This is a genomic window from Streptomyces sp. CA-142005 (assembly GCF_050942335.1).
Classification (GTDB): Bacteria; Actinomycetota; Actinomycetes; order Streptomycetales; family Streptomycetaceae; genus Streptomyces.
Genome location: NZ_CP192078.1, coordinates 9,525,605 through 9,552,452 on the forward strand (window position 1 = coordinate 9,525,605; position 26,848 = coordinate 9,552,452).

The following is a 26,848-nucleotide window of genomic DNA, read 5'->3' on the forward strand; positions in this document are numbered from 1 at the left end:
GCACCCTGAGTGACGAGCCCTGAGTGACGAGCCCCCGGGGGAAAGCCGTGGAGCAGCAGGTTCAGCCGGACGTCCGCGCGGGACGCTCTCTGCGTATCGCCGTGGTGCTGCTGGTGGCGGCGTCCGGCGCTGTCGAATCCGTCTCCTTCCTCGGGCTCGACCGGGTCTTCGCGGGAGTCATGACCAGCAACCTCGCGCTGCTCGGCATGGCCGTCGGCCGCGGCGAGGCCGTCGACGTGACCGCTGCGTTGTTGGCGCTGTCCGGGTTCGGCGTGGGCACGGCGGTGGTCGCCTGGTGCACGCGCGGCTCCGCGGTGCCGACGAGCCACTGGCCCCGGCATGTCATGTCCTTCCTCGGCGCCGAGGCGGCCCTGCTGGCGGCGGGCGCGCTGGCCTGGGGCCTGACCGGCGGCACACCGGGCGAGACGGCTCGGGACGTCATGCAGTTCGGGGCCGCACTCGCCATGGGAGTGCAGGCCGCGTGCATGGTCGCCGCAGGACGTGCCGCCGCGCCGACCACCTACCTGACCGGCACGCTCGCCACCTACATCGTCAAGGGAATCGGCACCGGCCGCCCCGGCGTGTGGGTGCCGCTGCGATTCGTCGGCCTCATCGCGGGTGCGGCCGTCTCCGCCGCTCTGCTGAAGGAGGCGCGTGCCTGGGCGGCGCTGCCGTCCGTGATCCTGATTCTGTGCGCGATCGCCACCGCCTGCCTGCCGCTTGCCGCCGCACGGCGCCGGAACACCGTGGCCCCCTCCTGAACCACCGCCCAGCAACCGCCGTCCTCGGCCAGTCCGCTCCCGATGCGGCGTCACGCCTGAGCCGGGACGACGTCCGCCGCTGCACGCCCGGCCGGCCACCCTGCCCGGTCGCGGCGTGCGCGGCCGGGACCGGACAGGGCGGGGGGCTCAGCCGCGCAGTGTCGCGACCGGGCTGTTGTACGCCTCGGCCGTCAGCACCGGGTGCCGTGACGTGGACGACGTCGCCGGCCAGGACACATGGACCGTGCGGGACTCGCCGGGCAGCAGCCACAGGTAGTTGTCGCTGTACAGCGTCGGCAGCACCCGGCGGCCGTGCGTGTCCTCCAGCAGCGACAGCCGGACCATCGCGGCCACCGCGGAGCCGGTGTTGCGGACGATCGCCGTCAGCTCCTGGCGGTCCCCGGAACGCGACACCTGTGTGACGGCGCCGGTCAGCCGCACCTGCTTGGCCTTGTTCAACGCTTGCAGGTCGGAGGCGTCGCGGTAGCGCCAGTAGGTGTTGCGCGACAGCTCCCTGCCCCGGGAGTCCTCCAGGGTCAGCCGCAGCAGGTGCAGATCCGGCAGGTCGTCCGTCCAGGCGGAGGTGAACGCCTTCGCGGTGTCCGCCCGCGCCACGTCCACTCGCGCCGACCGGCTCCTGACGAGCAGCCGGCCGGACAGGTCGTACAGCCGGGCGGTGACGGTCGCACCCCGCAGGTCTGCCGAGGTGTGGTTGACTGCGATGACCTGCCACTCGACCGGGTCGGCCTGCACGTGCAGCGGTTCGCAGGCCGAACGGGCGCCGTAGTAGGTGCCGTTGACGTCGAAGTCGTAGTCGTACGTCTGCCAGACCGTGCTGTGCCAGGCCGGGTGGGACATCCACAGCATCAGGCCGGAGGCGTTGTCCCACAGGTTGGCGTTCCACGCCTCGAACATGGCTCGGGTGTTCTCGTAGTTGACGAACTGCGCCTTGCGGGCGAAGTCGTCCAGGTCGCCGCACTCGCCGAGCCGGGCCTCGATGGCCGCCTTGTAGTTCTGCGGCGCCTGGTTCCCGTGCTCACTCCAGTCGTGGTAGTACCACGCGCCCCGGATAGGCCACTCCGGCTCGTCGCCCGTCATGGCGCGGGTGCTCGCCGCGGTGGACACGACGGGCATGCCGATCTCGGTGTGGAAGCCGAAGTCCCGGCTGCCGTAGGTCATCGGGTCGAAGTACTTCTGCGGCTCCACCCAGCCGTAGGGGCCGCCGCCCGTGATGACGCCGCCCGCCGAGTTGTTCTGGTAGAGCAGGCCTGGCACCTGCTGCTCCACCGCTTCGCGCATCCCCTTGTCGATGGCCGCCGGGGGGTTGCCCTCGTTCGCGCCGCACCACACCACCACGCTCGGGTGCATGCGGTAGCGCAGAACGGTGTCGCGCGCCAGGGAGTTGAACGCCTCGTGGTCCGGCGGGTCCATGCCCCAGGCGTTCGGGAAGTCGTTCCACACCAGGATTCCGTACCGGTCACAGGCCGCGAAGAACTCCTCGCGGTCGCTGGAGCCGACCCAGTTGCGGATCATGGTGAAGTTCATGTCGCGGTGCATGCGGACCGCCGCGTCCATGCGTTCGGCGGGCATCCGGCGCAGCAGTTCGTCCCAGCCCCAGTTGCCGCCGCGGGCGAGCACGCGCACCCCGTTGACGCTGATCTTCAGCGGGTCCGGCGTGTTCGAGACGGACTTGACGTCGGTCCACTTCTCGCCGTCGTCGGACACCTGGATCACGTACGTCTTCGGGTACGCGGTCTCCCAGACCACGGCCACGCGGTCGAACTTCCGCGAGGAGCCGAGGTCGACCTGGATCCACTGGTGGTCCTCGTAGGCGGAGGACCAGCGGGTGTTCGGGTCGCCGTCGGTGGCGTGCGCGGCCGGGTGGTCGGACTCCTCGGTGGAGGCAGTGGCCTTCTGGCGCAGCGCGAGGTCGGTACCCGGGTCACTGCCGTCGATCACGCCGAACGACCACAGCGAATTCCCCCAACTGGTGTTGCGCAGCCCGCAGGAGAGCCGGACGTAGCGCGCGGTCTGCTGGTCGAAGTCCTCGATCTGGAGGCTCGCGTTGCCGTTGTTGAACGGCAGCGGCACCGCCCCGTTGTCCACCGACTTCACGTCGGTCCAGTCCGAGTCGTCGGAGGAGACCTGTACCACGAAGGTCTTCGCGTACGCCTGCTCCCAGGTGAGGTCGACCCGGTCGAAGGACTGGACGGAGCCGAGGTCGACGCGGAGCCACTGGTCGTCCTCGTAGGCGGAGGACCAGCGGGTTCCCGCGTCGCCGTCGGTGGCGTTGGCGGCGCCGTTGCTCTCCTGGTCGGTGCTGGAGGCCTCGGCAGGCGCGTGCAGCGCGAGGTCGGTGCCCGGCCGCGTGCTGTCCTGGACGGACAGGGTCCACAGTGAGCTGCCCCAGGAGGTGGCCCGCGTCAGGCATCTGATGCGGACGTACTGGGCCTGCTGCCGGTCGAAGGTCACCGTCTGCGTGTAGGAGTCGCCGGACGCAGTGAAGGTGAGCGGCACCTTGTACTCGTAGCCGAACTGGCGGATGCCGAAGCGGGTGGTGCGCCGGTCACTTTCCTGGCCGTCGGCCGACGCGGTGAGCGTGAGGTCGTGCAGATGGGGCTCGCCCAGTCCGTTCGGCCACCACAGCTTGGGGTTGTGCAGCCGGAGCTGCTGGAACGCGTCGGGAGCGAAGACGACGTCGAGACTCTGGCCGGCCTTCACGCTGACGGTCTTCGAGACGCGCACGCCGTCGAAGGCCGCGGTGACCGTCGCCTGGTGGTCGGCGCTGTCGGCGTTGCGAACCGGGACGACCACGGTCACCTCGGCGACCGACACGTCCGGCAGCGCGGGCAGCACCGTGTCCACGCGCGGGTCGCCGATGACGACGTGCCCGGTCGATCGCAGCCGGACGTGGTTCCAGATACCCGCCGCGCGGTCACGGACGGCCGGCATCCAGTCCCAGCCGGAGGACGCCAGGTAAGTGGGGGAGTTGAGGCTCATCTGGTTCGCGCCCGCGTCCACCCAGGACTCGCCGAGCGGGCCCTTGTCACCGGGGCTGCCGGGGACCGGCATCGGCGTGATCTGCACCGCGAGCGCGTCGTCGCCGCTCGCCGCGAGTTGCTGGGTGACATCGAACGCGACCCGCGCGAACGGGTAGGTCAGATCACCGACCCGTTCGCCGTTGAGCCACACGTCCGCCTTGTGGTTGACGCCGTCGAACTCCAGCCAAAGGTGACGGCCACTGCCGGTGCGCACACCGCGGGGCAGGGCGAAGTCCCGCTTGTACCACCAGGAGTGGCGCGACAGCGCCTCCGGGATGTGCAGGTTGTTCAGGCCCGCCACCGGGTCGGGCAGCTTGCCCTGCTCCACGAGCGAGCCGAGCACGGTGCCGGGAACGGTCGCAGGCAGCCAGGTACTGGTGTCGACGTTCGTCCTCGACAGGGCCGCGCCGTCGGCACCCGCCCAGTCGTCCATCGTGAGCCGCCAGCCCGACTCCACCGGCACGGTCCCGTCGTCGGCGACCGCGAGCCTCGGCGCGTCGCCGTGCTGGACGCCCCAGTCGGTCCAGCCGGTGGTGGCGGGGCGGCTGCTCCTCGTGGTGCCGTAGACCTCGAAGCCGTTGACACCGAGGGGCAGCGGGCTGGAGCGCTTCTGGGAGGTCATGCGCACCCAGCGCGCCGGCACCGGGCGGGGAAGCTGGACGTCCACGACGCCGCCGGTGCCCGACGTGGTGCGGTAGACAGCGGTCCAGGACGTGTTGTCGAGGGACGCCTCGACCACGAAGACCAGCGGGTAACTGGACTGGATCTCCTTGCCCGTGGTGCCACTGTGCACATTGCCGGTGGTGGGCGGCGTGTACACCGGGTCGGAGGCGTCCGCCTCGAAGGTCAGCCGGACCTGGGTGACCTCGCAGGCTGCCTGCAGGTCCACGGATATCCACTGCGGGTCGCCGTCCTCGGCCCGCCAGCCGCTGCCGCGCACGCCGGGGGAGGAGAGGCGGTCGACCACGAAGGATCCGGGGGTTGCGGCATAGGCGGTCGAGGAGACCGAGACCGGCCGGTAGAGCGCCAGCTCACCGGGGGTTGCGGGGGTGACGGGTGCGCCGGTGGGGGCGGCAGCGGCGGTCGACACGGGGAGCACGGAACTGAGGCCGAATCCGGCCAGCAGGGTGGTACCCGTGGTCACGATGGTCCGTCGCGACGGATGGCGCGACGGATCCGACTGATCTCTCATGAGTGGTGACGTCCCATCAGAAAAAGCGACGCAGGCCGAAGCAACTCCGCGCACGTCCCGTGCCGGAGTGGAATGACAACGTTGCCAAAGGCTGTGTCGCGCGGCGCCACATGTCAACCCCTGCTGAGTGGATCCATACGCGATCGCTCCGTCGTTCCGCGGCGGGATACCGGCCGATCGTGGCTGTGGCGCCGGGCGCGTGACGGTGGCATCGACTTTCCCGTGCGACGAATTCCGGCACGGCGAGGCATCGCAACGGCGAACACATGACGTGAACACCGTGCCCTCGCCTACTCAACACCCTGAGTACGGCCCTCCGAAGAAATCTGCAGCTTGACGCGTGAAGTCCCCCCGCTCGGCCGCGCCGAGGCACAACCGGTGACCGCCCGTGCGGGCGGACGGGTAGTTGCAGTTGGGACAGGGCGGGGGCAGTTGCTGCATGCCGTGGCCACGACCATCTGGCCTGCACGGGCGGACAGTTGGATCGCCGGAAGGATCAGGCGGAAGAGGGCCTGGTACCGTGCCCACGGCCGTGCGCAACGCAGGAGTTGCCACCCGTCCCATGGGGGTTGAGTTGGGGGTGCTGAGCTGCTTCGGATCGAGTTAACTTTAGTGCCTATTAATGCCTTTGAGTGAGTGTAGGGTTCTGGAGGAATGAACCTCAAGGAGTGGGCGAAGGCGAACGGTGTGCACCCGCACACCGCCTATCGCTGGTTCCGCGATGGCACGCTGCCGGTGCCGGCGGAACGGGTCGGGTCGCGCACGATCCTGGTGAACGTCGAAGCGAACTCCTCAACGACGGCGTCCGGTGGCGTGGGGCTGTACGCACGCGTTTCCTCACACGACCAGAAAGACGACTTGGCCCGCCAGACGGCGCGGCTGTCCGAATGGGCGGCGAAGGCCGGTCACCGGGTCGTGCGGATCGAATCCGAGATCGCATCAGGCATGAACGGGTCGCGCACGAAAGCCCGTCGTCTACTGGCTGATCCGGCCGTGATCACCGTGGTGGTCGAGCACAAAGACCGGCTCGGCCGGATGAACGTCGAACTCGTCGAAGCTGCCCTGTCAGCGTCCGGGCGTCGCCTGATCGTGCTGGATGACGGCGAAGTCGAAGACGACCTGGTGCGGGACATGGTCGAGGTCCTGACGTCGTTCTGCGCCCGCCTGTATGGGCGTCGGTCGGCGAAGAACCGGGCGAGGAAAGCTTTGGAAGCGGCGGCTGCCGGTGAGTGAGCCGAAGAAGCAGCAGCTTCGCCCGATCGATGCGCCGTTCGTCGCCCTCGGGCCGTCCGGTATGGCGATACGCGACCGGCTCAAGCACCTCTCGCCCAAGGACGAGGAAGTTCTTCGCCTGGCGGGTGAGCACCTGGGACGCCTGGCATCGCTTGACCTGGCTGCCCGCTGCCGGGACGGCTTGGAGCACACCGCCGACACCTGGGCTGCGCGTAAACGGGACCTGACCGCCGAGTCGTCGTCCCGCTGGGCCGGATCGATCACGAAAGCCACGCACGATCAGTGGGCGCTCTCCCGCCGCTGTCAGCTTGCCCACATCCAGTCCCTTGAAGCTGGTGTACGCACGCTGATGCACCGCCTGTCCCAGCCGATCGGAGCCAAGGGCACCAAGCGTGTGCCGGGTGGCTACCGGTCCAAGCAGGAGTGGTTCGCCAAGTCCCGGCGCCTGCACGCGCTCCAGCACCGTCTCAACACCGCTCGTGATGAGCGCGAAGCGGGCACCGTGCACGTCGTACGCGGCGGTAGGCGGCTGCTGAACACCCGGCACAACCTCGAAGCAGCCCAGCTCACTGAAGCCCAGTGGCGGGAGCGCTGGGAGGCCGAACGCTGGTTCCTCGCCGCTGACGGTGAGTCCGGAAAAAGGTTCGGGAACGAGACGATCCGCGTCACGCCGGACGGCGAAGTCTCCATCAAGCTGCCCGCGCCGCTCGCTGATCTAGCCAACAGCAGGCACGGCCGGTATGTCCTGGCTACCCGCGTGCAGTTCGCGCACCGGGGCCAGGAGTGGGCCGACCGCGTCGTGGCGAACCGGGCTGTGGCCTATCGCATCCACTACGACGTACAGCGCGGGCGCTGGTACCTGACCGCATCCTGGCAGCGCCCCGTCGTCAAGACGATGCCGCTGGAGGCGGCCCGCGCCGCCGGAACGGTCGGCGTGGACACCAACGCCGACCACTTCGCCGTCTGGCGTCTGGACGTGCACGGCAACCCGGTCGGCGAGCCCAAACGCTTCCACTACGACCTCACCGGGTCGGCCCCGCACCGTGACGCGCAGCTCCGGCACGCCATCAGTCGTCTCCTGCACTGGGCCAAGAGTGCGGGCGTGACCGCCATTGCGATCGAAGACCTGGACTTCACACAGGAGAAGACGCGGGAGAAGCACGGCCGCAAGAAGCGTTTCCGACAGCTGATCTCCGGCATCCCCACGGGCAAGCTCAAAGCCCGGCTGGTGTCGATGGCCGCCGAACAGGACCTGGCCATCGTCGCGGTCGACCCCGCGTACACGTCGATGTGGGGCGACCAGCACTGGCGCAAACCTCTCACCAGCAAGACTCGCAAGACGACCCGTCACGATGCCGCGAGCATCGCGATCGGGCGACGCGCCCTCGGACACCCGATCCGGCGACGGACGACACCGCCCCGCCAGCACCAGAGCGATACTGGCGGGCATCGGACCATCCAGGCCGGACGCAGTGGCCCAGGGCGTGAGGAACCCCGCCCCCGCATCCCCGGACCACGGACACGATCCGTGCAGCCGGACGCGGAGCGAAAGCGGGCGACCAGGACACCCAAAACCGTTCGGGATGTCCGCAGTGACCACACATGGGTCCAAGACCCACTCCTGCTCACTGATTAGGAACGGTCCGAGCGCCGCCACCGCAGACCCTGCGGTGGGATGTGCCCTGAGTATGACCGGACCCCGTTCGAGGGCGGGCCGACTTCTGCCGTGCCGGACGAGGCCGCGTTGTCGCCTCGCCCCCTGCACAGTTAGCGTGCCGGGATGGAGATCCGAGTGGGGCAGGTGGTGGTCCACTGCGTGGAGCACGGGACCGGTCGACCCGTGCTGGTACTCCACGGCGCCGGAGTCGACCACCGCGAGGCCGAGGCTTGCTTCGAGCCGGCTTTCGACGGCGTTGTGGGGCTGCGGCGGATCTATCCCGACCTCCCCGGAATGGGCCGGACTCTCGCCCCCGAGTCGCTGTGCAGCGCCGACGACGTCCTCGAGACACTGCTCGACTTCGCCGAGGAGGTGACGGGCGGCGGTGCGCACCTCCTCATCGGGCACTCGTCGGGCGCGTACTACGCGCAGGCGATGGCCGCGAGGCGCCCGGCGCGGGTCGCTGGTCTCGCGCTCGTCTGTCCGTTGTTGCCAGGACTGCGCGATGTACCCGGGCACCGCGTCGTCGTCGGATCGGGTGCGATCGGTGACGACATCTTCCGGAGCTACTTCGTGATCCAGACCCCGGAGATGCTCGAACGGTACGAACGTTACGTGGCTCCAGCCGCCGCACTCGTCGACCAGGCAGCGCTTGAGCGAATCGGCGAACGGTGGGCGCTCACCCCCGATCACGCACCGGCCTACGCGGGTCCGACACTGGTCGTGGCGGGGCGTCTGGACTCCACGGTCGGATATGCCGCCGCCGCCGACCTCGTCGGCCACTACCCGCACGCCTCGCTCGCCGTGGTCGACGACGCGGGACACGCCCTGCCCCACGAGCACCCCGAACTCCTGCGCGCCCTCCTCGCGGAGTGGCTCGCACGCGTCGAGCGCTGGTCCCACCGCGACGCCGGGGCGGAAGGATCGGCACATTGACCGGGGGCGCGGGTCCCGTATCCGTGGAATGCGGCGCCGGCGGGCTTTGTGTTGCCCCAGGCGCCCTGCGACTTTGCCTATTTCGTCGAGATGTCCGAGCCCGACGGCTTCGAGCCACGCTCGAGTCAGAAAGTTCTTCGCGAGATCGGCGTCAACCTGCGGGACGAAGGTGACCGGCTCCGTGTGCTCGCTCGTGTGGAGCCACTCACCGGGTTGCCGCCTCGGCCCCGTAGGCCGCCAGCGGTTCGACTGCTTCCTGGCCAGTGGGTCCGCTGGCGGTTGAATTACCGGTTCACCAGTGCTCTGGGAATCCGCGGCTGGTCGTACTGGCTCGACACGTTCAACATCGCTTACGGCCCCATAGGCCGGGACGTCTTTCTCTCGGAGCCGACCGTGATCGACTCGTTCTGCTCGAGCCGCGGGCCCTCGACCTCACGCGCCGATAAAGCTCACCGTCTCCGTCATGTCAGCCCGCCCGGTACGTAGCCGTGGCGCGCCTTTCTTCTCAAATCCGATCGAGACGCCACAGAACAGTACGAACTTGTCATCGGCTCCGACTGTCTGGCTGACAGTCTTGCGGTACATGGTCCACATCACCTGGGGGCAGCTGTGCAACCCTTCCGCCCTCAGCAGGAGCATGACCGTCTGCAAGTACATCCCCGCGTCCCCCCACTGTCCGGGCCCCATCGTCCGGTCGAGGTAGCAGAACAGTACGACGGGTGCCCCGAACGCCTCTGAGTTCAAGGCGGCGATCTTCATGGGTCTGTCGGGGTCGTCGCGCTCGATTCCCAGCGCTTTGTACCGCTGGGCGGCCGCTGCGGAGAAGCGGTCCAGATACGGCGAGGCCAGTTCGGTCGGGTACATCGGATACTCCTGGTCATCACCCGGGTCACCCGCCAGTGCCCTCGCCGTCGCACGCCTCTTCAGTTCGGCCAAGGGTTCACCGGTCACGACGTACACATGCCACGGCTGGAGGTTCCCGCTCGACGGAGCACGCGTCGCGGCAGCAAGCACTCGTTCGAGTACTTCTTTGCATACCGGCTCATCGCTGAACGCCCGCACAGCCCGGCGACTGTCCACGGCCTCATACACATCCACGTCTTCGCGTCCTCTCCCTCAACCGGTCCCTCTACCGTATTGAGCAGGACTGTCGGGTACAGAAGTGATCTGACGGATGCTCAGTCGTAGCGGCCTGGACCGCTCCTGCCGGTGAGTAACAGACGTTGAGGCAGGTGGCGGGATCACCCGCAGGTGATCAACGGAGTGCTGCACCGCATCAGGACAGGTGTGCAATGGCGTGACCTGCCGAAGCGCTACGGACCGTGGAAGACGGTGCACGAGCGGCAGCGCCGCTGGTCGGTAGACGGCACGTGGGAACTCCTGCTCCAGCAGGCCCAGGCCCAGGCCGAGGCCGACGTGACCGGCGACATTGACTGGGACATCACCGTGGACTCAACCTCAGTACGGGCCCACCAGCATGCGGCCAGAGCGCGTGTGGCACTACCGCCGAACCTGATCTACCTCGACGCCACCTCAGGCATGGTGTAAATGGCGTGCCACGGTAGCGACGGCCGTGACGTACGGGACGAGGGCGATCCGTTGCCTCACGTCGTCCCTTCGGGGCGGCCGGCCGGCGTGATCGGCGTGGGATCGGTCAGGTTTTCGGGCGCCGTTGTCCACTCGATGCCGCCTCGCCGTGGGGCCAGCCAGGCGACCGGCGCCGTCGCCGTGCCCTCCGGTGCGATGGCCCGGAGAATTCCCCGCCGTCCTGTCGCGGAGTCCGTCACCAGATGGCCGAGCCATGGATGGGAGCGGTGCATCAAGCCCGTCGAGGCCACGGCCGCTCCGCGCGAGGAGCCGCTGCCTGCGCCGTTTGAGGAGGAGGTGAGGAGCGATGTGTGGGGGGACATGGTGGTTGCCTTCCCTTCGAGGCCGGGGACGCGAGGATGTGGAGCTGCGGCAATGCCTTCCCGACAGGCATGTTCGATTTGACGTGCGCCCTCGACGTTCGGTGGCGACAACTCTGTGGGCGTGGCTGGTCGTTGACGATGGGGGTCTGAGCGTCCGGCTGGAAAGCTCACACATGTAACTATGCTCGCAGCCGACTTCACGCTGCAACTGCTTCCCTGATAATTTCAGCCAGGCGGTATCCAGCTGGTGTCATCATCAAGTCGCCGTGAGGCGCGTCGGAGTGACGTGCTGTCAGGGATTGGGGTTTGCGTGATGGAGGGTCGTTCGGGGGCGGGGACCAACGCGCCAACGGTTCTTCGGATGATCCTCGGCCGGCGGTTGCGGGAGAGGCGGCAGAGCGCCGACGTTTCGCTGGAGGACGCTGCCAGGGCCCTTCGGGTGAAGCCGCTGACGGTCCGCCGCCTGGAAAAGGCAGAGGTCGCTCTCAAGCCGCTGTACGTGGAGAAGTTGCTGGAGGCCTACGGAGCCGACCAGCAGGAGATCGACGAGTTCGTCGCCCTGGCCGAGCGGGCCAACGAACCGGGCTGGTGGCATGACTACCGCGATGTGCTGCCCAGCTGGTTCTCGGCCTACGTCAGCCTGGAGACCAGCGCCACGACTCTGCGCACCTACGAGCCGCACTACGTCACCGGGCTGCTGCAGACGTACGACTACGCGCGCGCCGTCCTGCGCGGCGGTTTTCCCAATGACTCCGAGGAGGACCTGGAGCGGCGCGTCCAGCTGCGGCTGCGCCGGCAGGAACTGCTGGAGAGCAAGGACGCTCCCACGCTGTGGGTGGTGATGGAGGAGGCCGTCCTGCACCGCGTCGTCGGTGGGGCGGAGGTGATGCGCGCGCAGATCGACCGGCTCCTCGAAGCCTCGGAGCTGGAACACGTCAGCATCGACGTCGTCCCGTTCTCCGCAGGCGCCCATGTCGGCGCGTGCGCCCCCTTCACGTACTTCCGGTTCGCGGAGCCGGAGCTGCCCGACGTCGTCTACAGCGAGGTCCTCACCGCCTCCATGTACCTGGACCAGCGCTCGGATGTCGCCGCCCATCTGGAAGCACACAACCGGATGTCGCTGCTGACCTCCTCCGCGGACAGCCGGGCGCTGTTGCAACACATGCGCAAGGAGTACTCATGACCGCAAGCCATGGCAGTGTCTACAACGGGATGCCTGCTTCCGACCTTGGTGAGCACGGCTGGGAGTGCCCGTGGAGCGGGCCCAACGGGGGTCAGTGCGTGGAGACGAAGCAACTCGCCGACGGCCGCATCGCCCTGCGCCAGTCGACCGATCCCTCGGGGCCCGCGCTGATCTACACCACCGAGGAGATCAGCGCATTCCTCGAGGGGGTCAAGAAGGGCCTCGCCGATCATCTGACGGCCGGCTGAACCTCAGCGCGATCGGGAGAAGGCGCCGCCACGAGGTCGCCCGCCCCGGCTCTGTACGCCACGCAACTATGGAAGGGAACAGCATGAGCAGCACGCCGGCCTCGCGCGACATCGACACGAGCAGGCCTCACTCCGCACGCATGTACGACTACTACCTCGGCGGCAAGGACCACTTCGAGGTGGACAAGCAGGCAGCCGAGACTGTCGCGGCCGTCTATCCCGGCATCTTCGTGTGTGCGCGTGAGAACCGGTCGTTCATGCACCGGGCGACTCGGGTCCTGGCGCGAGAGCACGGCATCCGCCAGTGGCTGGACATCGGCACCGGCATCCCCACCGAGCCGAACCTGCACCAGGTGGCCCAGTCCGTCGTCCCCGACGCCCGGGTCGTCTACGCCGACAACGACCCTCTCGTGCTGAAGTACGCCGAGCGCCTGATGCGTAGCACGTCCCAGGGTCGCACCGCATACATCGAGGCTGACGTCAAAGACCCCACGTTTCTGCTGAACGCCCCGATCCTTTCCGAGGTGTTGAACCTCAATGAGCCGGTGGCGCTCTCCCTCAACGCCCTGATGCACTTCATCACCGACGAGCAGGACCCGTACGGGATCGTCAACCGTCTGCTCGACGCCCTGCCCTCCGGTAGCGCCCTGGCACTGAGCCATTGCACGCCCGACCTCGATCCGACCACCTGGCAGAAGGTCACCGACGTCTACACCAACGCGGGCACGCCCGTGCAGTTCCGCTCCCGTGCCGACGTCGCCCGCTTCTTCGACGGTCTGGAACTCCTCGAACCCGGCATTACGATGGGTCACCGCTGGCGCCCCGACTTTTCGAGCGCAGACGCCACCGCGGCTGAGCCGCCCACGGACGCCCAGGTCAGCCTGTGGACGGGCGTGGGCATCAAGCCTTAGTTCTCCAGCATCCTTTCGTCTCCTGAGCTGGTTCTTCGGCGAGGGCGGCGCTGGGCGGTCGCCTGGCGGTGCCGGCGCCGTCGGGACCAGTTCAGTGGGTGATTCCGAGGGGCCTGCCGGGTTCTGTGCCGGGGCAGAAGACAGTTCAGGACTCGGCGGGGCTCCGCCACGGCGGGTGCGACCTGGCCGCTCATCGGTGCATACCGAGGCCCGTCGCAGTACTCCACGGGTCATCGCCCCGTGCACGCGCTCGTCAGAGGCGGTGTTCGGCCAGCGCATCACCGGTCAGGCGATGTGCTTCCCGGGCCCGCTCGAGCGTCACGAGGGTGACGCCGGTGTGCAGGGCGTCTAGTACGGCGAGGTGGGCGATGCGGCCGGCTACCGCTTCGATGTGACCGCTTCGATGCGGAAAGAGGTCTCGCGTGAGCCCGCCACGTGGGAGACGCCGGCCGGCTCGGTGAGCGGTGAACGGAAGAAGCTCGTGACGGCTATCGTCCCCGCGCCGGCCGCCCGAGCGGTCTGGGTCGTGTGGAGCGTTCCGGACGTCTGACCGGTGCGGCTGATGGTGAGGCACGACCGCGTCGCGGCGCAGCAACCGGGCGCTGACGTGTTGGACGTGGCCCGCGACACCACGAGACGGCTCACCCCGGGCTCCTCCACGAGAGCCCAAAAAAGTCGGGCGGCGATGTCGAGATCCCGCGTCCGGCTCCGTCCCCGGCGTGAACGCGACCACAGTGGGCCGCAGGAGTACCGAGGAGAGACACGATGGCCAAGTACCTGCTGCTGAAGCACTACCGCGGCGCCCCGGCTTCGGTCAGCGACGTGCCGATGGAGCAGTGGACGCCGGAGGAGATCTCGGCTCACGTGCAGTACATGCGCGACTTCGCGGCCCGCCTGGAGGAGACCGGCGAGTTCGTCGACAGCCAGGCACTGGCCCCCGAGGGCACCTTCGTCCGGTACGACGGCGAGGGGCGCCCACCGGTCACCGACGGCCCCTTCGCCGAGACCAAGGACCTCATCGCCGGCTGGATGGTGATCGACGTCGACACCTACGAGCGGGCCCTCGAGCTGGCCGGGGACCTGTCGGCCGCCCCCGGGGCCGGCGGGAAGCCGATCCACGAGTGGCTCGAGCTGCGCCCGTTCCTCGGCGGGCACGAGCACTGCGTCACGGAGTGACGTCACCCGGCCGTGGACGCCGTACAAGACGCGCTGATCGAGGCACTGCGCGTCTAGTCGGGCCGACCCGCCTGCCACGGGATGACGAGGCCGGGGGAGGCGAGGATCCGGGCCTGCCTACCGAGGGAATCAGTCAGCGACGCAACGCCTTGCCGCGTTCGTCGAGAGGGGCGCCGCGACGATCACGGAGACTGGCATGCCGCCGCCCAGCGGCATCTCTTCGATCGCATGATCGGTGAGCTCTGCCGCTCCCTCCAGACGGGGCGAGTTGTTCGATGAAGAGACCGCGTTCCCCACCGAGCCGGCAACTGGAAGCCAGTCAGTGCACGCGATCCCCGCATCCCGCCGGAAACAGAATGACACCTGGCGGCAGTTCGCGCGGATGCCGGTCGATCACCCGCACGCATGCTTCGGGAGAGTCCTCCGCGGGCGGGTACTCGAGGGTGACTTCGCTCAGCACGGTGATGGCGCCGGCGAGATGCATTTCCGCCTCGTGGACGCCGTCGGGGAGACAGCCAGCCAAGATACCGAAGGCCGCCGTGTCGCCGCCGTCGGCCACACACTGGCGAATCTCGAAACGCCAGTGAGGGGCCGCGTCGGCCAGCAATGACTTGCCCCTCTTGCCCAGCCCGGCAAGGAAATCGGTGCGCGCTCGCAGATGGTGGGCGATGGCGCAGCAGATGGGAACAGCGGTGCCGTCAGGAGCCACCGCCCGCGTGTATCCGGCATGCGGATAGCACGACAGAGCCTCGTCAAGCAGCCCCAACGCGGTGTCCCTGGCCGCCGGGTGACCCTGCTGGGCGATGTCCAGAAGCAGCGGGGCGGCAACTACGGCGGCTGGAAACACGGCGGCACTGTGGCCATGAACGATTCCACCACCGCCGAGCAGCGAGCCGGCCTCCGCCACCTGCACCAGGTTCGCCGCCTCGGCCAAGGCACGGAGACCACGGGCGACACGATCCGGTTCATACCAGGCGGGATGGCCCGGTAGGGAATCCCAGTCCACCGCGTCGATCTCATCGAGCACGGCAGCATCCTCGCACGCGGCCGCTCATGACGTTCGCCGAGCTGAAGAAGCACGGACGTACGGCAAGCCCGTGGTGCTGCTGAACATGGCGGGCTTCTACGACAGTTTGATTCGCCGGCTCCGACACATGGACGAGCGAGATCGAAGACGCCTCGATGATCCAAATCGAGGACCCCGCGCGGACCACCCCTTGATCGTGACTCGACGACGCCAGACTGACCGAGCCCGATCATCGCCGCCGTGGGCGACAGGCCCGCCGAGCGGGTGGTCGCGGCTCGGGGGGGCGGGCCGTGACTTCCGCATCCCCGCGAGGTTAAGATCGCCCGCCGACCTGCGGGAAGTCCCCAACAGGCGGCTTTCAGGAGGTGTCGGGTGGGCAGGGCTGCAGGGGCGCTCGGCGGGCTGACCCGGTGGACGTGCGGTGTGCTCGCCGCGTACGCGATGCTGTCCGCGGCTGCCGGGGTTGCGGCATGGCACAAGTACCAAGTGCTGCACGCACCGCCACTGCCGGCTCAGCCCGACGGCAGCGAGGCGCTGCCGCTGCTCAACGCCGACATGTGGTTCGGGAATCTGAGGGGCTGGTGGAGCGGCGCCACCCTCGTGACGGTGCTGGTCTTCAGCGTCTGGATGTCCCGCATGCGCGACCTCGCGGAGCTGGTCTGGCCCGAGGGGCAGCGTCGCGGACGTGCCTGGTTGTTCTTCGGCTGGGTGGTTCCCGTTGCCGATGTGTTCGTGCTCAAGATGTTCGTCAACGACCTGTGGGCCGCCGCCCGGCCAGTGTCGAGGCGTGAGCGCGGCCATCCCCTGCTTACCTGCTGGTGGCTCTCCGTCCTTGCCGCGAGCGCCGCGGGCGCCGACGCACTGTCCGCACTGAAGCACGCGCACACGGCCGGCCAGACCAGCCAGGCGTTGCAGCGGGTCATGGAAAGCGATCTCCTGTACGTCTGCGCTGCCGCCCTGTCCGCCGCCGTCGTCTGGCGGCTCAGCGGCATGCTGAAGCAAGCCGTGCAGCTGTCCCTGCCGTCGTAGGCGCCTGCGCCTGGGAGGCACGCCACGGGCGGGTGACCACCTCAACCCGGTCTCCGGGCTCTCCACCCGCTTCGGCGTCGCCCACCCGAGAGCGCGATGGCCCTCTAGGGCCTGTGTGATGTTGTGATCATCCAGTTGTCTTCAGGAGGTCGTTGATCCAGATCATCGACGCGCGGAGGTGGAGGCCGGCGAGGTAGCTCTCGGGCGTCTTGTCGTACCGAGTGGCGATACCCCGCCAGGCCTTCAACTTGTTGATGAGCCGCTCTACGGTGTTCCGCTCCTTGTAAAGATCGCCGTCGTGGCATGTGGGGCGGCCGCCCCGGCGGCCTTTCTTCTTCCGGTTGGCGGTCTGGTCCTTCTTCTCCGGGATGACTGCCTTGATGTTGCGTTTCCGCAGGTAAGAGCGGTTAGCGCGGGACGAGTAGGCCTTGTCGGCGGCGACAGCGTCGGGCCGGCTCCGGGGCCGACCAACGGGAAGACGGATGCGCACCTTCTGCAGCACGGGGACGAACTGCGGGCTATCGGCGGCCTGTCCTGCGGTCAGTACGAGGGACAGCGGACGGCACTTGCGGTCGGCGGCGAGATGGATCTTGCTCGTCAGTCCACCACGGGATCTGCCGAGCAGGGCCTGGGTCAAGCGGAGCTTGCGCCGCCGCCTGATCCGCCGTCGCTCTTCCTGCTCGGGGTCGTCCCTGCCGTCCTGTCCGTTCTGTTCTGGCGGGCCGCCCCTTTTTGCCGGGCCCGCTCCTGCTCGGCGGCGGCTTCCTCAAGGGCGTCCATGACGTCCTTGCCGATGCGCATCCCGGCCGCGTCGTGGTGAGCGCGGGCAGTGGTGGAGTCCACGCTGACCAGGGATAAGTCCGTCTCTCCCCGGCGGGCGGCCTCGGCGATCATGCCTTCCAGAAGAGCGGAGAAGACCCCGGCGTCCCGCCACACGCGAAAGCGCCCGTAAACGGTCGCCCACGGTCCGAACTCGGAGGGCATCTCGCGCCACTGAGCGCTGGACCGGAACCGCCAGATCACCCCCTCGAACTGCTCCCGCAGCCGCTCGGGGTACGGACCGTACTCGCCTATCGGCAGGTACGGCTCGATGAACTCCCACTGCTCGTCGGTGAGTTGCCTACGTGTCACACCCAGCGTCCTACCAGGTCCCGTCCCCACACGGGACGAGAACCCGAGATTGATCACGACCTCACACAGGCCCTAGTAGGGGCTGCCCTGGCGATCATGAGTGGAGCGCTCGACAGTGTTGCGCTTGGCGTACCGCTCCTTGTCGGGGCCGGGTGGCCGGCCACCGGTGCTTCCGCGCCGCAGACGGCCGGCCGCTTGGTCGGCTTTCTCCGGGATGACGTGCCGGATCCCGCGTCCACGCAGGTAGGCGCGGGTGCCATGGTTGCTGTAGCCCTTGTCGGCGCTGACGCTGTCGGGTGTCGTGCGAGGCCGGCCGGTGGCCAGGCGGGGCACACGGATCCGTTCCATGACAGCCTCGAACTGGGTGCAGTCAGCCCGCTGACCGGGCGTCAGGACGAGCGAGAGGACCCGGCAGTGGCCGTCCGCGCTCAGGTGGACTTTTGTGGTGAAGCCCCCGCGTGAGCGGCCGAGCGCCTCTCCTCCCGCACCACCTCCGCCAGCAGGGCGACCAGTTCCGCCCGGATCCGAGCGGTCCTGACTGCCTGGGAGGAGCCCCCTTTGACGCGCGGGGGCGGTGAGTGCCGGGCACCGGCCGCGTGCTGGTGAGCGCGCACGGAGGCGGAGTGCACGGACACGTCCCAGTCGATGTCCCCGGCCGCGTCCGCCTCGGCCTGCACCCGCTGGAGCAGCCGCTCCCACGTTCCGTCCGCCAACCCAAGGCCGATGCCGCTCGTGAACGGTCCTCCAGGGACCGTAGCGCTCCGGCAGGTCACGCAACTGCACACCGGTGCGGATCCGGTACAGCACCCCGTTCATCACCTGGCGGAGATCCCGCCACCGGCCACACCGCCCGTTGCTCACCGGGAGGAGCGGCGCAAGCCGCTCCCACTGAGCATCCGTCAGATCACCCCTATGCCCCACAGTCCTATCAGTGGCTCACCTGACGGCCTAGCTCTCGTGTCACTCCTCTGGCGCTGGCGCCGCCGGGCCGCACACACTACGAGTTGGTAGCGGGCCTGGTGGTTGCGCTGGTGCTCTTGGCCCGGATGGTAGGTCCAGTAGCGGTCGAAGTCGCCGTTGGCGAGCAGTGCGCGGAATTTCAGGACGGCTTCGGCTGCCGGCGCTCCGCCCGGCCGTCGACGCGTTCGTCCGACAAATTCGATACCCGGCGGCCGGAGCGCCGTGATACACAACCGACGTGCAAAACGTCTTGGAGTTCCCCGAGGTCCTGCGGCTGATCGAAGACCGCTCGGCCGCGTTCCGCGCCGCGATCGCGTCCGCCCCCGACCTTGACGTCCAGGTCCCGACCTGCCCGGACTGGACGCTGCGCGAACTGGCGCAGCACCTCGGCGACGGCCGCCGCCGCCAGGCCGCCATCGTCGCGGCGGGCCCGGGAGCTGAGCCCCCGGCGAGGACGGACCCGAAGGGCGCCCCGACCGCGCCCCGCGACCGCGAAGCCCTGGACGCCTGGCTCGCCGAGTCGACCGAGCTCATGCTCGACGCGATGCGCGAGGCCGGGCCGGACCGCGGCTGCTGGACCTGGTGGGGCCGCTCGCAGGCCCCGGAGACCAGCGGAGCCGTGGCCCGGCACCAGATCCAGGAGATCGCCGTCCACACCTACGATGCCCAGCTCACCCAGGGCGCCGCACAGCCGCTGCCGACGGACGTCGCGGTCGAGGGCGTCGACGAGTTCCTGACGACCGTCTCGGCGACGACCGTCCCCTGGCCGTTCAAGCCGGCGACCATCGACCTGCACACGGCCGAGGGCCGCTCCTGGCGCCTGACCCTCAACGCCGACGGCGTCCGCTGCGACGACCTCGCCGCCGACGCGGAGCCGGGCGACATGGCGATGCGAGGCGCAGCGAGCGAACTGGTCCTCTACTTCTACGAGCGCGTCCCGCTCGAGGGCCTGGAGACCACCGGCGACACGGAGCCGATGGAGCAGCTCGCAGACTGGGACCCGAACGCGTAAAACGCGCACTTGTGACGCATCTGTCGGTGGTGCGCGCGCTCCTGCGGGCGCCACTGGGCCCGGGGTTGCGGACATCGCGCGGCTGCGGGCAGGCTGCGGGCCTGCTGTGCAAGGGCGAAGGGCGCGCCTGCGGGCGGCTGGCGCTGCACTGGGGGACACTGCGCGGCGCCGGTGCTGCTGTTCAAGGGCGAAGGGCGCGCCTGCGGGCGGCTCGCGCTCGACTGGGAACTGTGACATCACCGGAGCCCGATGGTCACTGGTCGGCGCCGAAGCCGTCCTGAGACTCCGCGCCCTGCTCGCCAACGGCGACTTCGACCGTTACTGGACCCCGGCGGTCGCCGATCAGGTGGAGGCAGGCGCCTTCCACGATGCCGTGGCGATCGGGCCACCCTGCGGCCAGGGCGGTGTCGTAGCCCAGGTAGCCGTCCTTGCACACGTCATCCGGCTCCGCTCATGACCGCCAGGACAGCCCCTATCACCAGACCTGCCCCAAACGGCGATCACCGTGTTCGCCCCCTTGCGTCCTTTCAATGGCCTGCACCATGCGTCGTAGCCCTTTTGGGCTCGGTCGAAATCGTCTCGGGTCGGCTCCACGGTTCCGAAGATCTCGCACGGAGCACCGGGCCGCCGTACCCCTCACCACGTCAGCGGTACGAAACGACGAAAGGCGCACACGGTGACCACACCATCCGGCGATGACATGCTGGGCCGGGGGCTGCGTCTGCTCAGCGCACTGGCCGAGCACCCCGCCGGCCTGGGCGTGAGCGCCGCGGCCCGCGCCGCCCGGCTCCCCGTCAGCAGCGCACACCGCCTGCTCGGACGGCTCGTAGAGGAACGGTTCGCCGTCTACGACGAGGACACCCGCCGCTACGCTCTGGGCTCGCGAGTGCTGGAGCTGTCCCGCGGCTTCCAGCGCTCACCCTCCGGCTACGGGGCAGCGGGGGAGCCGATGCGCCGGCTCGCCACGCGCACTGGTCTGCCCGTCATCGCGGGGGTCCTCGACGGCACCGAGGTGCTGCTCGTTCTCTCCGTGCAGGGCACCCAGCATCTGCAGTTGCGCAGCGCGGAGGGAACCCGCAACCCGTGGCACGCCACCTCCCTCGGCACGGCACTTGTGGCTGGTCTCGCGCATGGCGAACTGCACGTCGTCCGCGACGACCCGCAGATCGCACGCGAGCGTGCGGCCCTGCCGGAGGAGCAGCGTGAGCGTCTGCTGTCCGGCCCGCTCCCGGCGGTGACGCCCCGCACGATCACGGACCCCGACCGGCTCTGCGCCGAGCTGGCGCACGTCCGGGAGCGAGGCTGGGCGGAGGTCGAAGAGGAGAACGAGATCGGCGTCCGCTCGATCGCGGCCGCGCTGCCCGACACGTCCGAGGGCGCCCGCACCCTGGCCGTCTCGCTGGCCGCGACTGTCATCCTCACCGAGGCCGACCAACTCCGCGCTCTCGCACCCGGATTGCGGGACTGTGCGGCGGAGATCGCGGCGCGCATGCCCACCTGATCCGACTGGCGGTCTCCGGCTGCCCGAAGCGAGGCGGTGGCGCCGCTGCAGGCCGTCGCGCCGCCGGCGGGCACGACGACCTGCAGCGGCAGACGACGGAAACGGTGCGCGTATGAGCAGCGGCCCCGCGCCTCCTAGAGGATGCGGGCGTCGCGCTCGGGCTGCGAGCCGACCAGACGGAGGGCGGTCAAGCGCCGGCACACCTACAAGGCGGGATGTCGGTCCGGTTCACGTGTTCTCGTCGCCGGCGGAAAGGATGGTGCGGCTGGCCGCGAAGAGCCGGGCGCAGCGTTGTGTCATGGCTTCGGGTGACTGGTCGGGGTGGTTGACCCACCAGCGGACCAGGGCGGTGCACAGGCCGCGCCAGGCGTATTTGAGGGCGTCGGCGTCGAGCGGGTCGCCGGATCCGGCGGTGTGCAGGAGGTCGGCGGTGCCGGTCGCGGCGAGGTCGTCGATGATGTCGCGGTAGTACGCCGCGCGGTGGGCGGCGTCGCTGTCGGGCGGCAGCGTGGGGTCGTAGAGGACGAACCATGCCTCGCGCCGGCCGTCGAGGGCGGTGAACAGGGCGTGCAGCACGCGCAGCGGCGTGGGCGGCGCGCCGGCGTCCTGTTCGGCCATCGCGGCGCGGATGGCCGCCAGCAGCCGGTCGCCGACCGGGTTGAGGCAGGCGAGGTAGAGGTCCTGCTTGCTGCCGAAGTACTGGTGCAGGAGTGGTTTGGTGACGCCGACGCGGGTGGCGATGGCGGCCACGGTGGTGGCCTCGTAGCCGTGGCGGCCGAACTCCTCGGTGGCCGCCGCCAGGACCTGTCGCTCGCGCGCGGCCCTGGGCACACCCTTGGTGCCGGCTCTGGAGGAGAGCGTTGTCATGCCACCAGATCTTACCCTAGGGTAATTTACCGCCGGGTAAATTCCTTGGACCCCCGCTGGAGCGCGCCGATGCCTGCCACCGCGACCGACCCCCGCACCTCCCGCACCCGCTCCTGGTGGGGCTGGGGCTACGCCGACGCCCACCCCGACGACGCCGAATGCGCCGCGATGGGCGCCCTGCTGCCGGGCACCCTGGCCCGCCCGCTGCCGATACCCCGCATCGCCGACCTGCCCATCGGCCGCCCCGCCGCGACGCCCCCGCCCTCCCTGGCACACCTGGTCACCGACGACCCGCAGGCGCGCGCCGCCCACGCCATGGGCAAGGCCTACCGCGACGTCATCCGGGCCCTGCGCGGCCGGCCCGGCCGGATCCCCGACCTCGTCGCCCGCCCGACCGACGACCAGGAGGTGGTCGACCTGCTGGACTGGGCCGGCGGGCACGGCGTGGCCGTCATCCCCTTCGGCGGCGGCTCCTCGGTGGTCGGCGGTGTGGAGTACCGGGGCGACGCCCACCGCGCGGTCCTGTCGCTCGACCTGACCTCGATGGACAAGGTCCTGGAGATCGACACCACCAGCCGCTCGGCCCGCATCCAGGCCGGCGCGCTCGGCCCCGTGCTGGAAGACCAGTTGCGGCCCCACGGCCTGACTCTGCGCCACTTTCCGCAGAGCTTCGAGTTCTCCACCCTCGGCGGCTGGCTCGCCACCCGGGCCGGCGGCCACTACGCCACCGTCCGCACCCACATCGACGACTTCGTGCAGTCCCTGCACGTAGTCACGCCCGCAGGCTCCGGCACGTCCTGGCGCCTGCCCGCATCCGGCGCCGGACCGTCACCGGACCGCCTGTTCCTCGGCTCCGAGGGCGCACTCGGCGTCATCACCGAGGCGTGGATGCGCCTGCAGGAGCGCCCGCGATACAAGGCCTCGACGTCCGTGGCCTTCGCCGACTTCCACCAGGCGCTGGACGCGGTGCGTGCCATCGCCCAGTCCGACCTCGCCCCCGCCAACTGCCGCCTGCTCGACCCAGGGGAGGCACTGCTGTCCGGTGCCTCACACGATGGCTCCGCCGTCCTGGTCCTGGGCTTCGAATCCGCCACCACGCCCGTCGACGACCACCTCACGAGCGCCCTGGACCTCACCCGCGCCCACGGCGGCCGCGGCAGGGCGCTGACGACGGACCGCGATGCCCCGGCCGACACGGCCGTGAGCGCCTGGCGTTCGGCATTCCTGCGCATGCCTTACCTGCGAGACGGCCTGGCCCGCATGGGCGCCGTCATCGAGACCTTCGAGACGGCCGCCACCTGGGACAAGATTCCCGCCCTGATCGACGCTGTCCGCACCCAGGTCGGCGCCGCCGCCTTGAAGGCCACCGGACACCCGGCCACCATCAACTGCCGCCTGACCCACGTCTATCCCGACGGTGCGGCCCCCTACTTCACCGTGGCCGTCGCCGGCCGACCCGGCGACGAGGTCGAGGTCTGGGACGACATCAAGGCCGCCGCGAGTGACGTCCTGCACCGCTACCGTGCCACCATCACCCACCACCACGCGGTCGGCCGCGACCACCGCCCCGGCTACGACCGCCAGCGCCCGGAACCCTTCGCTCTGGCGCTGCGCGCCGCCAAGGACGCGCTGGACCCCAACCGCATCCTCAACCCAGGCGTCCTGATCGACTGACGAGACGGCAACAGAAGGGCGAGGGCGGGCTGAGCTGTCCCAACGGTTCGCGTAACAGCCGCTTCGCAGCGGGGTACAGCCGCACTGACGGCAGATAGTCGACGCGTGACCGGAGCCTCCGTCACCGGCAAGGAGAAGAAACCCAGCGCCGTGCCGTACCCGGCGAGCCGGACTCGGACACGTGCTGGACTCTCGTCGCCAACGGGAGGAAGGACATGCGCTCATCGGCCGTTACTGCGACGGCCACGAATCGTCTTTCGCGGCACCACCTTGCCCATCAGCTCCGCTGCCCAGCGGTGGATAGCCGGTTCCGCCCAACCAGGACAGGGGCCCCGTCGCAGCCGTGGCATCTGTCGTAGTGCGAGGGCGGGGCGGAGGCGGGGCGGCGCTGTCACCCGGCGGATCGGGGCTCGGACGGAGGCGCCCCGGTCACTTCTGCGGCGTGTCTGGCGCGGGTTGCTCGCCCGATCCGCGCACGATCAGCCGCGTGGGCACGGTGATGGTGCGAGCCCGGGACCGGTCGCCGTCGAGACGGGCCAGGGCGGTGGTCGCCGCCGTTCTGCCGATTTCCTCGGGGTCCTGGGCGACGACGGTCAGGGCCGGTTCGAGCGCCTCGGCGAGCGATACGTCGTCGAAGGCGACCACGGCCACGTCCTTGCGCTTGCTGCGGGCGAGTTCGGCGACGATGCCCAGCGCCATGATGTTGTTGCCGGCGAACAGGGCCGTGGGGGGATCGGCCAGGTCGAGCAGCTTCGAGGTCGCCGCCTCGGCCCCCTGCTGGTCGTGTGCGCTGACGACCAGTGAGCGATCGTAGGGGATGTGGGCTTCCTGCAGAGCCGAGCGGTAGCCGGCCAGACGCTCGCGGCGGGTGTAGAGGTTGGTGGGAAGGTCGCCGACGAAGCCGATACGGCGGTGTCCGTGGGCGATGAGATGGGCGATGCCCTCGTGGGAGCCGTCGCGGTTGGAGCTGACGACACTGTCCGTGGACAGGCCCGAGCCCGGACGGTCCAGGAACACGACGGGCAGGCCGTTGGCGCGGTGGGTCTTGAGGTGGGCGTGGTCGGCGCCGACGGACGGCACGACCATCAGGATGCTGACGCGGCGGGCCAGGAACTTGTCCGTCAGCGCGCGCTCGCGGTCGGCATCGTCCGCGGAGGAGCCCATGAGCAGGGTCAGTCCGCGGTCGCGGACGGTGTCCTCGATGCTCCTGGCGACAGCTCCGAAGAAGGGGTTGGCCAGGTCGGGGATGACCAGTCCGATGGTGGTGTCGGGTCCGCCGACGCGGATGTTGCGTGCCATGAGGTTCGGCTGGAAGCCGAGCTTGGCGACGGCGGCGAGAACCTGTTTCCTGGTCTCGGCAGAGGCGGGGCCGTCCTCGTTGAGGACGCGGGAGACGGTCTTGGCGCTGACGCCCACTTCTCGGGCGACGTCTGCCAGGGTCGGGCGGCGGTTCGCTGCCATGGAGGAAACGGTCTCCTGTGCTCGTCGGTTCCGGCCGCGGCCTCGGCCGGAACCTGTGAGTGTTTCGTCAGTTGGCCTGGACTCCCGCGGCCTTCGCCGCCTCGGAATCCGCTACGACAGTACCCCCGGTCTCGTCGAGCGTGAGAGCGCCGGTCATGATCGCGACGACCTCCGCCATGGAGTAGTCGGAGGGCTTGATCACAGCAGCCCGGCGGCCCAGCCGGTGGACGTGGATCCGGTCGGCGATCTCGAAGACATGCGGCATGTTGTGGCTGATCAGGACCACCGGCATGCCCTTGTCGCGGACGCGGCGGATCAGGTCCAGCACCTGACCGGACTCCTTGACGCCCAGCGCGGCGGTGGGCTCGTCCATGACGACGACGCTGCTGGCCCAGGCGACGGAACGGGCGACCGCGACTGCCTGCCGCTGTCCGCCGGAGAGGGTCTCGACCGCCTGCGTGAGCGAGCGCAGACCGATCTTCAGGTCGGCCATGTGCTCGGCGGCCTCCTGCCGCATGCGCTTCTTGTCCAGCATGCGGAAGACACTGCCGAGGACGCCGGGGCGGCGTAGCTCGCGCCCGAGGAACATGTTCGAGGCGATGTCCATGGATGCGGCCACGGCGAGGTCCTGGTAGACGGTCTCGATGCCGTGGGCGCGTGCGCTCTGCGGGCCGGAGAAGGTGATGGGCTTGCCGTTGAGCCGTATCTCGCCCGCGTCGGGGACGAGCGCGCCGGTGAGCGCCTTGATCAGGCTCGTCTTGCCGGCGCCGTTGTCGCCGATGACGGCAAGGACCTCGCCGGGCAGCAGGTCGAAGTCGGCGCCGTCGATCGCGGTGACGTGGCCGTAGCGTTTGACCAGGCCGCGGGCCTGCAGCACGGGGGTGGGGGAGGAGGTGGCGGTCATCGGGCCTTCTTCCGGGAGATCTGGTCGACGGTCACCGCGAGGATCACCAGGACACCGGTGATCAGCGTCTGGTAGATGGAGGCGACGCCCATCAGCTGCAGGCCGTTGCGGAAGACGCCGACGATGAGGACGCCGATGAAGGTGCCCAGGACCGAGCCGCGTCCGCCGAAGAGGCTGGTGCCGCCGAGGACCACGGCGGTGATGCTGTCGAGGTTGTCGGTCTGGCCGGCCTGGGGGTCGCCCACTCCGGTGCGGGAGATGAGCAGCAGGGCGGCGATGCCGTACAGCAGACCCGCGACGGTGTAGATGCCGATGGTCAGGCGCGAGGTGCGGATGCCGTTCAGGCGCGCCGCTTCCTGGCTGTTGCCCAGGGCGTACACGTGCCGGCCCCAGCCGGTGCTGCTCAGCGCGTAGGCGAGGAGCAGGAACAGGGCGATGGTGACCAGGGAGCCGTAGGTGATGTCGGTGTGGCCGAGGGGGAACGTCTCTCCCAGGGCCGTCAGCGGGCCGGGCAGGCTGGTGATCGTCTGTTCCTCGGAGTAGATGTGGGTCAGCGCGAACGCCACGTTGAGCATGCCGAGGGTGACGATGAACGGCGGCAGCGGGATCTTCTGCACCAACAGCCCGTTGAGCAGGCCGAATCCGGCGCACACGGCTATGCCCAGAGCGATGGCGACGAGCGGGGGCAGGGAGCCCTGGGCCGCCATCTTGGCGATCACGATGCTGCCGAAGGCCATCACGGCACCGCACGACAGGTCGATGCCGGCCGTGAGGATGATCAGGGTCTGGCCGATGGCCAGGGTGCCGACGACCATGACCTGCTGCACGATCAGCGAGAAGTTGCCGCCGGTGAGGAACTGGTCGGTGGAGAGGGAGAAGAAGGCGCAGGCGAGGAGGAGGGCGACCAGGGGGCCGGTGGTCGGCGCCGTGAGTAGTCTGCGGGCCGTGGTCGGCGCCTTGAGCTCGGCGTACGGCGTGGTCGTGGCTGTCATGCGAAGTCCTTGTCGGAAGACAGAAGTCCTTGTGTCCGTCCT

22 protein-coding genes and 3 pseudogenes are annotated in these 26,848 nt (G+C 69.4%); 15 read left to right on the plus strand and 10 right to left on the minus strand.

Annotated features, from left to right (window positions below):
• Positions 1-47: 47 nt before the first annotated feature.
• A complete protein-coding gene (locus tag ACQPXS_RS43980; protein WP_433455067.1) occupies positions 48-761 on the plus strand; it encodes a DUF1275 family protein in 714 nt (237 codons plus the stop codon).
• A 147-nt stretch (positions 762-908) separates the two neighbouring features.
• Here the strand turns inward: ACQPXS_RS43980 and ACQPXS_RS43985 are convergent, their stop codons facing one another.
• Positions 909-4,994, minus strand: coding sequence for a discoidin domain-containing protein (locus tag ACQPXS_RS43985; RefSeq protein ID WP_433455068.1), 4,086 nt, complete (start codon positions 4,992-4,994; stop codon positions 909-911).
• Between the two features lie 654 nt (positions 4,995-5,648).
• Between ACQPXS_RS43985 and ACQPXS_RS43990 the strand changes: the two genes are divergently transcribed.
• The 4 genes and pseudogenes from ACQPXS_RS43990 to ACQPXS_RS44005 form a co-directional block, all read left to right on the plus strand.
• A complete protein-coding gene (locus ACQPXS_RS43990) occupies positions 5,649-6,227 on the plus strand; it encodes an IS607 family transposase (protein WP_433446834.1) in 579 nt (192 codons plus the stop codon).
• A gap of 61 nt (positions 6,228-6,288) precedes the next feature.
• The gene (locus tag ACQPXS_RS43995) at positions 6,289-7,863 is read left to right on the plus strand and encodes an IS200/IS605 family accessory protein TnpB-related protein (protein ID WP_433455690.1); all 1,575 of its coding nucleotides are present in this window, start codon (positions 6,289-6,291) and stop codon (positions 7,861-7,863) included.
• Positions 7,864-8,007: 144 nt separating this feature from the next.
• Positions 8,008-8,820 carry an alpha/beta fold hydrolase gene (locus ACQPXS_RS44000; RefSeq protein WP_433455069.1) on the plus strand — a complete coding sequence of 271 codons (813 nt, stop codon included), beginning with the start codon at positions 8,008-8,010 and terminating at the stop codon, positions 8,818-8,820.
• Positions 8,821-8,847: 27 nt separating this feature from the next.
• Positions 8,848-9,306 (plus strand): annotated as a pseudogene (locus ACQPXS_RS44005) (hypothetical protein); the annotation flags it as partial.
• Here ACQPXS_RS44005 and ACQPXS_RS44010 read toward each other — a convergent pair.
• Positions 9,253-9,918, minus strand: coding sequence for a nitroreductase (locus ACQPXS_RS44010; protein ID WP_433455070.1), 666 nt, complete (start codon positions 9,916-9,918; stop codon positions 9,253-9,255). The pseudogene ACQPXS_RS44005 and the gene ACQPXS_RS44010 overlap by 54 nt on opposite strands.
• A 135-nt stretch (positions 9,919-10,053) precedes the next feature.
• On the opposite strand from ACQPXS_RS44010, the pseudogene ACQPXS_RS44015 reads away from it, so the two are divergent.
• The 6 genes and pseudogenes from ACQPXS_RS44015 to ACQPXS_RS44040 all read left to right on the plus strand — a co-directional run.
• A pseudogene (locus ACQPXS_RS44015) lies at positions 10,054-10,314 on the plus strand (transposase); the annotation flags it as partial.
• Between the two features lie 726 nt (positions 10,315-11,040).
• Positions 11,041-11,913, plus strand: a complete 873-nt coding sequence (locus ACQPXS_RS44020) for a helix-turn-helix domain-containing protein (protein WP_351808261.1) — start codon at positions 11,041-11,043, stop codon at positions 11,911-11,913.
• The gene (locus ACQPXS_RS44025) at positions 11,910-12,161 is read left to right on the plus strand and encodes a DUF397 domain-containing protein (RefSeq protein WP_153537780.1); all 252 of its coding nucleotides are present in this window, start codon (positions 11,910-11,912) and stop codon (positions 12,159-12,161) included. Before ACQPXS_RS44020 ends, ACQPXS_RS44025 begins: the two co-directional genes overlap by 4 nt.
• A gap of 83 nt (positions 12,162-12,244) precedes the next feature.
• Entirely contained in the window at positions 12,245-13,072 is an 828-nt protein-coding gene (locus ACQPXS_RS44030; protein ID WP_433455071.1) for an SAM-dependent methyltransferase, read from the plus strand.
• 361 nt (positions 13,073-13,433) lie between these two features.
• On the plus strand, positions 13,434-13,622 hold the full coding sequence (locus tag ACQPXS_RS44035; protein ID WP_433455072.1) for a hypothetical protein: 189 nt from the start codon (positions 13,434-13,436) through the stop codon (positions 13,620-13,622).
• Positions 13,623-13,837: 215 nt separating this feature from the next.
• Entirely contained in the window at positions 13,838-14,248 is a 411-nt protein-coding gene (locus ACQPXS_RS44040; RefSeq protein WP_433455073.1) for a YciI family protein, read from the plus strand.
• A gap of 319 nt (positions 14,249-14,567) precedes the next feature.
• Here the strand turns inward: ACQPXS_RS44040 and ACQPXS_RS44045 are convergent, their stop codons facing one another.
• Positions 14,568-15,275 carry a hypothetical protein gene (locus tag ACQPXS_RS44045; protein WP_433455074.1) on the minus strand — a complete coding sequence of 236 codons (708 nt, stop codon included), beginning with the start codon at positions 15,273-15,275 and terminating at the stop codon, positions 14,568-14,570.
• A 372-nt stretch (positions 15,276-15,647) separates the two neighbouring features.
• Between ACQPXS_RS44045 and ACQPXS_RS44050 the strand changes: the two genes are divergently transcribed.
• Positions 15,648-16,304 (plus strand): DUF4328 domain-containing protein, encoded by a 657-nt coding sequence (locus tag ACQPXS_RS44050; protein ID WP_433455075.1) that lies wholly within the window; start codon positions 15,648-15,650, stop codon positions 16,302-16,304.
• A 127-nt stretch (positions 16,305-16,431) separates the two neighbouring features.
• Here the strand turns inward: ACQPXS_RS44050 and ACQPXS_RS44055 are convergent.
• Both ACQPXS_RS44055 and ACQPXS_RS44060 read right to left on the minus strand, forming a co-directional pair.
• Positions 16,432-17,435, minus strand: a pseudogene (locus tag ACQPXS_RS44055) (IS5 family transposase).
• 72 nt (positions 17,436-17,507) lie between these two features.
• On the minus strand, positions 17,508-18,356 hold the full coding sequence (locus tag ACQPXS_RS44060; protein WP_433455076.1) for an IS5 family transposase: 849 nt from the start codon (positions 18,354-18,356) through the stop codon (positions 17,508-17,510).
• Positions 18,357-18,633: 277 nt separating this feature from the next.
• Here ACQPXS_RS44060 and ACQPXS_RS44065 point away from each other — a divergent pair, with 277 nt between their 5' ends.
• Positions 18,634-19,407: a maleylpyruvate isomerase family mycothiol-dependent enzyme gene (locus ACQPXS_RS44065; protein ID WP_433455077.1), complete on the plus strand. Its 774-nt coding sequence runs from the start codon at positions 18,634-18,636 to the stop codon at positions 19,405-19,407.
• A gap of 253 nt (positions 19,408-19,660) precedes the next feature.
• Here the strand turns inward: ACQPXS_RS44065 and ACQPXS_RS44070 are convergent, their stop codons facing one another.
• Complete coding sequence (locus ACQPXS_RS44070; RefSeq protein WP_433456287.1) at positions 19,661-19,843, minus strand: hypothetical protein; 183 nt, start codon at positions 19,841-19,843, stop codon at positions 19,661-19,663.
• Between the two features lie 240 nt (positions 19,844-20,083).
• On the opposite strand from ACQPXS_RS44070, the gene ACQPXS_RS44075 reads away from it, so the two are divergent.
• Positions 20,084-20,908 (plus strand): IclR family transcriptional regulator, encoded by an 825-nt coding sequence (locus tag ACQPXS_RS44075; RefSeq protein ID WP_433455078.1) that lies wholly within the window; start codon positions 20,084-20,086, stop codon positions 20,906-20,908.
• Between the two features lie 228 nt (positions 20,909-21,136).
• On the opposite strand, the gene ACQPXS_RS44080 is transcribed toward ACQPXS_RS44075, so the two are convergent.
• Entirely contained in the window at positions 21,137-21,775 is a 639-nt protein-coding gene (locus tag ACQPXS_RS44080) for a TetR/AcrR family transcriptional regulator (protein ID WP_433455079.1), read from the minus strand.
• A gap of 69 nt (positions 21,776-21,844) precedes the next feature.
• On the opposite strand from ACQPXS_RS44080, the gene ACQPXS_RS44085 reads away from it, so the two are divergent.
• The gene (locus tag ACQPXS_RS44085) at positions 21,845-23,449 is read left to right on the plus strand and encodes an FAD-binding oxidoreductase (RefSeq protein WP_433455080.1); all 1,605 of its coding nucleotides are present in this window, start codon (positions 21,845-21,847) and stop codon (positions 23,447-23,449) included.
• Between the two features lie 429 nt (positions 23,450-23,878).
• On the opposite strand, the gene ACQPXS_RS44090 is transcribed toward ACQPXS_RS44085, so the two are convergent.
• From ACQPXS_RS44090 to ACQPXS_RS44100, 3 genes are all read right to left on the minus strand, one after another.
• Complete coding sequence (locus ACQPXS_RS44090; RefSeq protein ID WP_433455081.1) at positions 23,879-24,910, minus strand: LacI family DNA-binding transcriptional regulator; 1,032 nt, start codon at positions 24,908-24,910, stop codon at positions 23,879-23,881.
• A gap of 67 nt (positions 24,911-24,977) precedes the next feature.
• Complete coding sequence (locus ACQPXS_RS44095; RefSeq protein ID WP_351808249.1) at positions 24,978-25,814, minus strand: ATP-binding cassette domain-containing protein; 837 nt, start codon at positions 25,812-25,814, stop codon at positions 24,978-24,980.
• Positions 25,811-26,806: an ABC transporter permease gene (locus tag ACQPXS_RS44100; protein ID WP_351808248.1), complete on the minus strand. Its 996-nt coding sequence runs from the start codon at positions 26,804-26,806 to the stop codon at positions 25,811-25,813. The genes ACQPXS_RS44095 and ACQPXS_RS44100 overlap by 4 nt, the downstream gene beginning before the upstream one ends.
• Positions 26,807-26,848: the final 42 nt, after the last annotated feature.

Excerpts from the sequence above, each read along its gene's own strand:
- ACQPXS_RS44085 (WP_433455080.1), top strand. The coding sequence starts at position 21,845 with ATGCCTGCCACCGCGACCGACCCCCGCACCTCCCGCACCCGCTCCTGG.
- ACQPXS_RS44095 (WP_351808249.1), bottom strand. The coding sequence starts at position 25,814 with ATGACCGCCACCTCCTCCCCCACCCCCGTGCTGCAGGCCCGCGGCCTG.
- ACQPXS_RS44090 (WP_433455081.1), bottom strand. The coding sequence starts at position 24,910 with ATGGCAGCGAACCGCCGCCCGACCCTGGCAGACGTCGCCCGAGAAGTG.
- ACQPXS_RS43995 (WP_433455690.1), top strand. The coding sequence starts at position 6,289 with ATGGCGATACGCGACCGGCTCAAGCACCTCTCGCCCAAGGACGAGGAA.
- ACQPXS_RS44000 (WP_433455069.1), top strand. The coding sequence starts at position 8,008 with ATGGAGATCCGAGTGGGGCAGGTGGTGGTCCACTGCGTGGAGCACGGG.
- ACQPXS_RS44030 (WP_433455071.1), top strand. The coding sequence starts at position 12,245 with ATGAGCAGCACGCCGGCCTCGCGCGACATCGACACGAGCAGGCCTCAC.
- ACQPXS_RS44040 (WP_433455073.1), top strand. The coding sequence starts at position 13,838 with ATGGCCAAGTACCTGCTGCTGAAGCACTACCGCGGCGCCCCGGCTTCG.
- ACQPXS_RS44025 (WP_153537780.1), top strand. The coding sequence starts at position 11,910 with ATGACCGCAAGCCATGGCAGTGTCTACAACGGGATGCCTGCTTCCGAC.
- ACQPXS_RS44100 (WP_351808248.1), bottom strand. The coding sequence starts at position 26,806 with ATGACAGCCACGACCACGCCGTACGCCGAGCTCAAGGCGCCGACCACG.
- ACQPXS_RS43990 (WP_433446834.1), top strand. The coding sequence starts at position 5,649 with ATGAACCTCAAGGAGTGGGCGAAGGCGAACGGTGTGCACCCGCACACC.
- ACQPXS_RS44080 (WP_433455079.1), bottom strand. The coding sequence starts at position 21,775 with ATGACAACGCTCTCCTCCAGAGCCGGCACCAAGGGTGTGCCCAGGGCC.
- ACQPXS_RS43985 (WP_433455068.1), bottom strand. The coding sequence starts at position 4,994 with ATGAGAGATCAGTCGGATCCGTCGCGCCATCCGTCGCGACGGACCATC.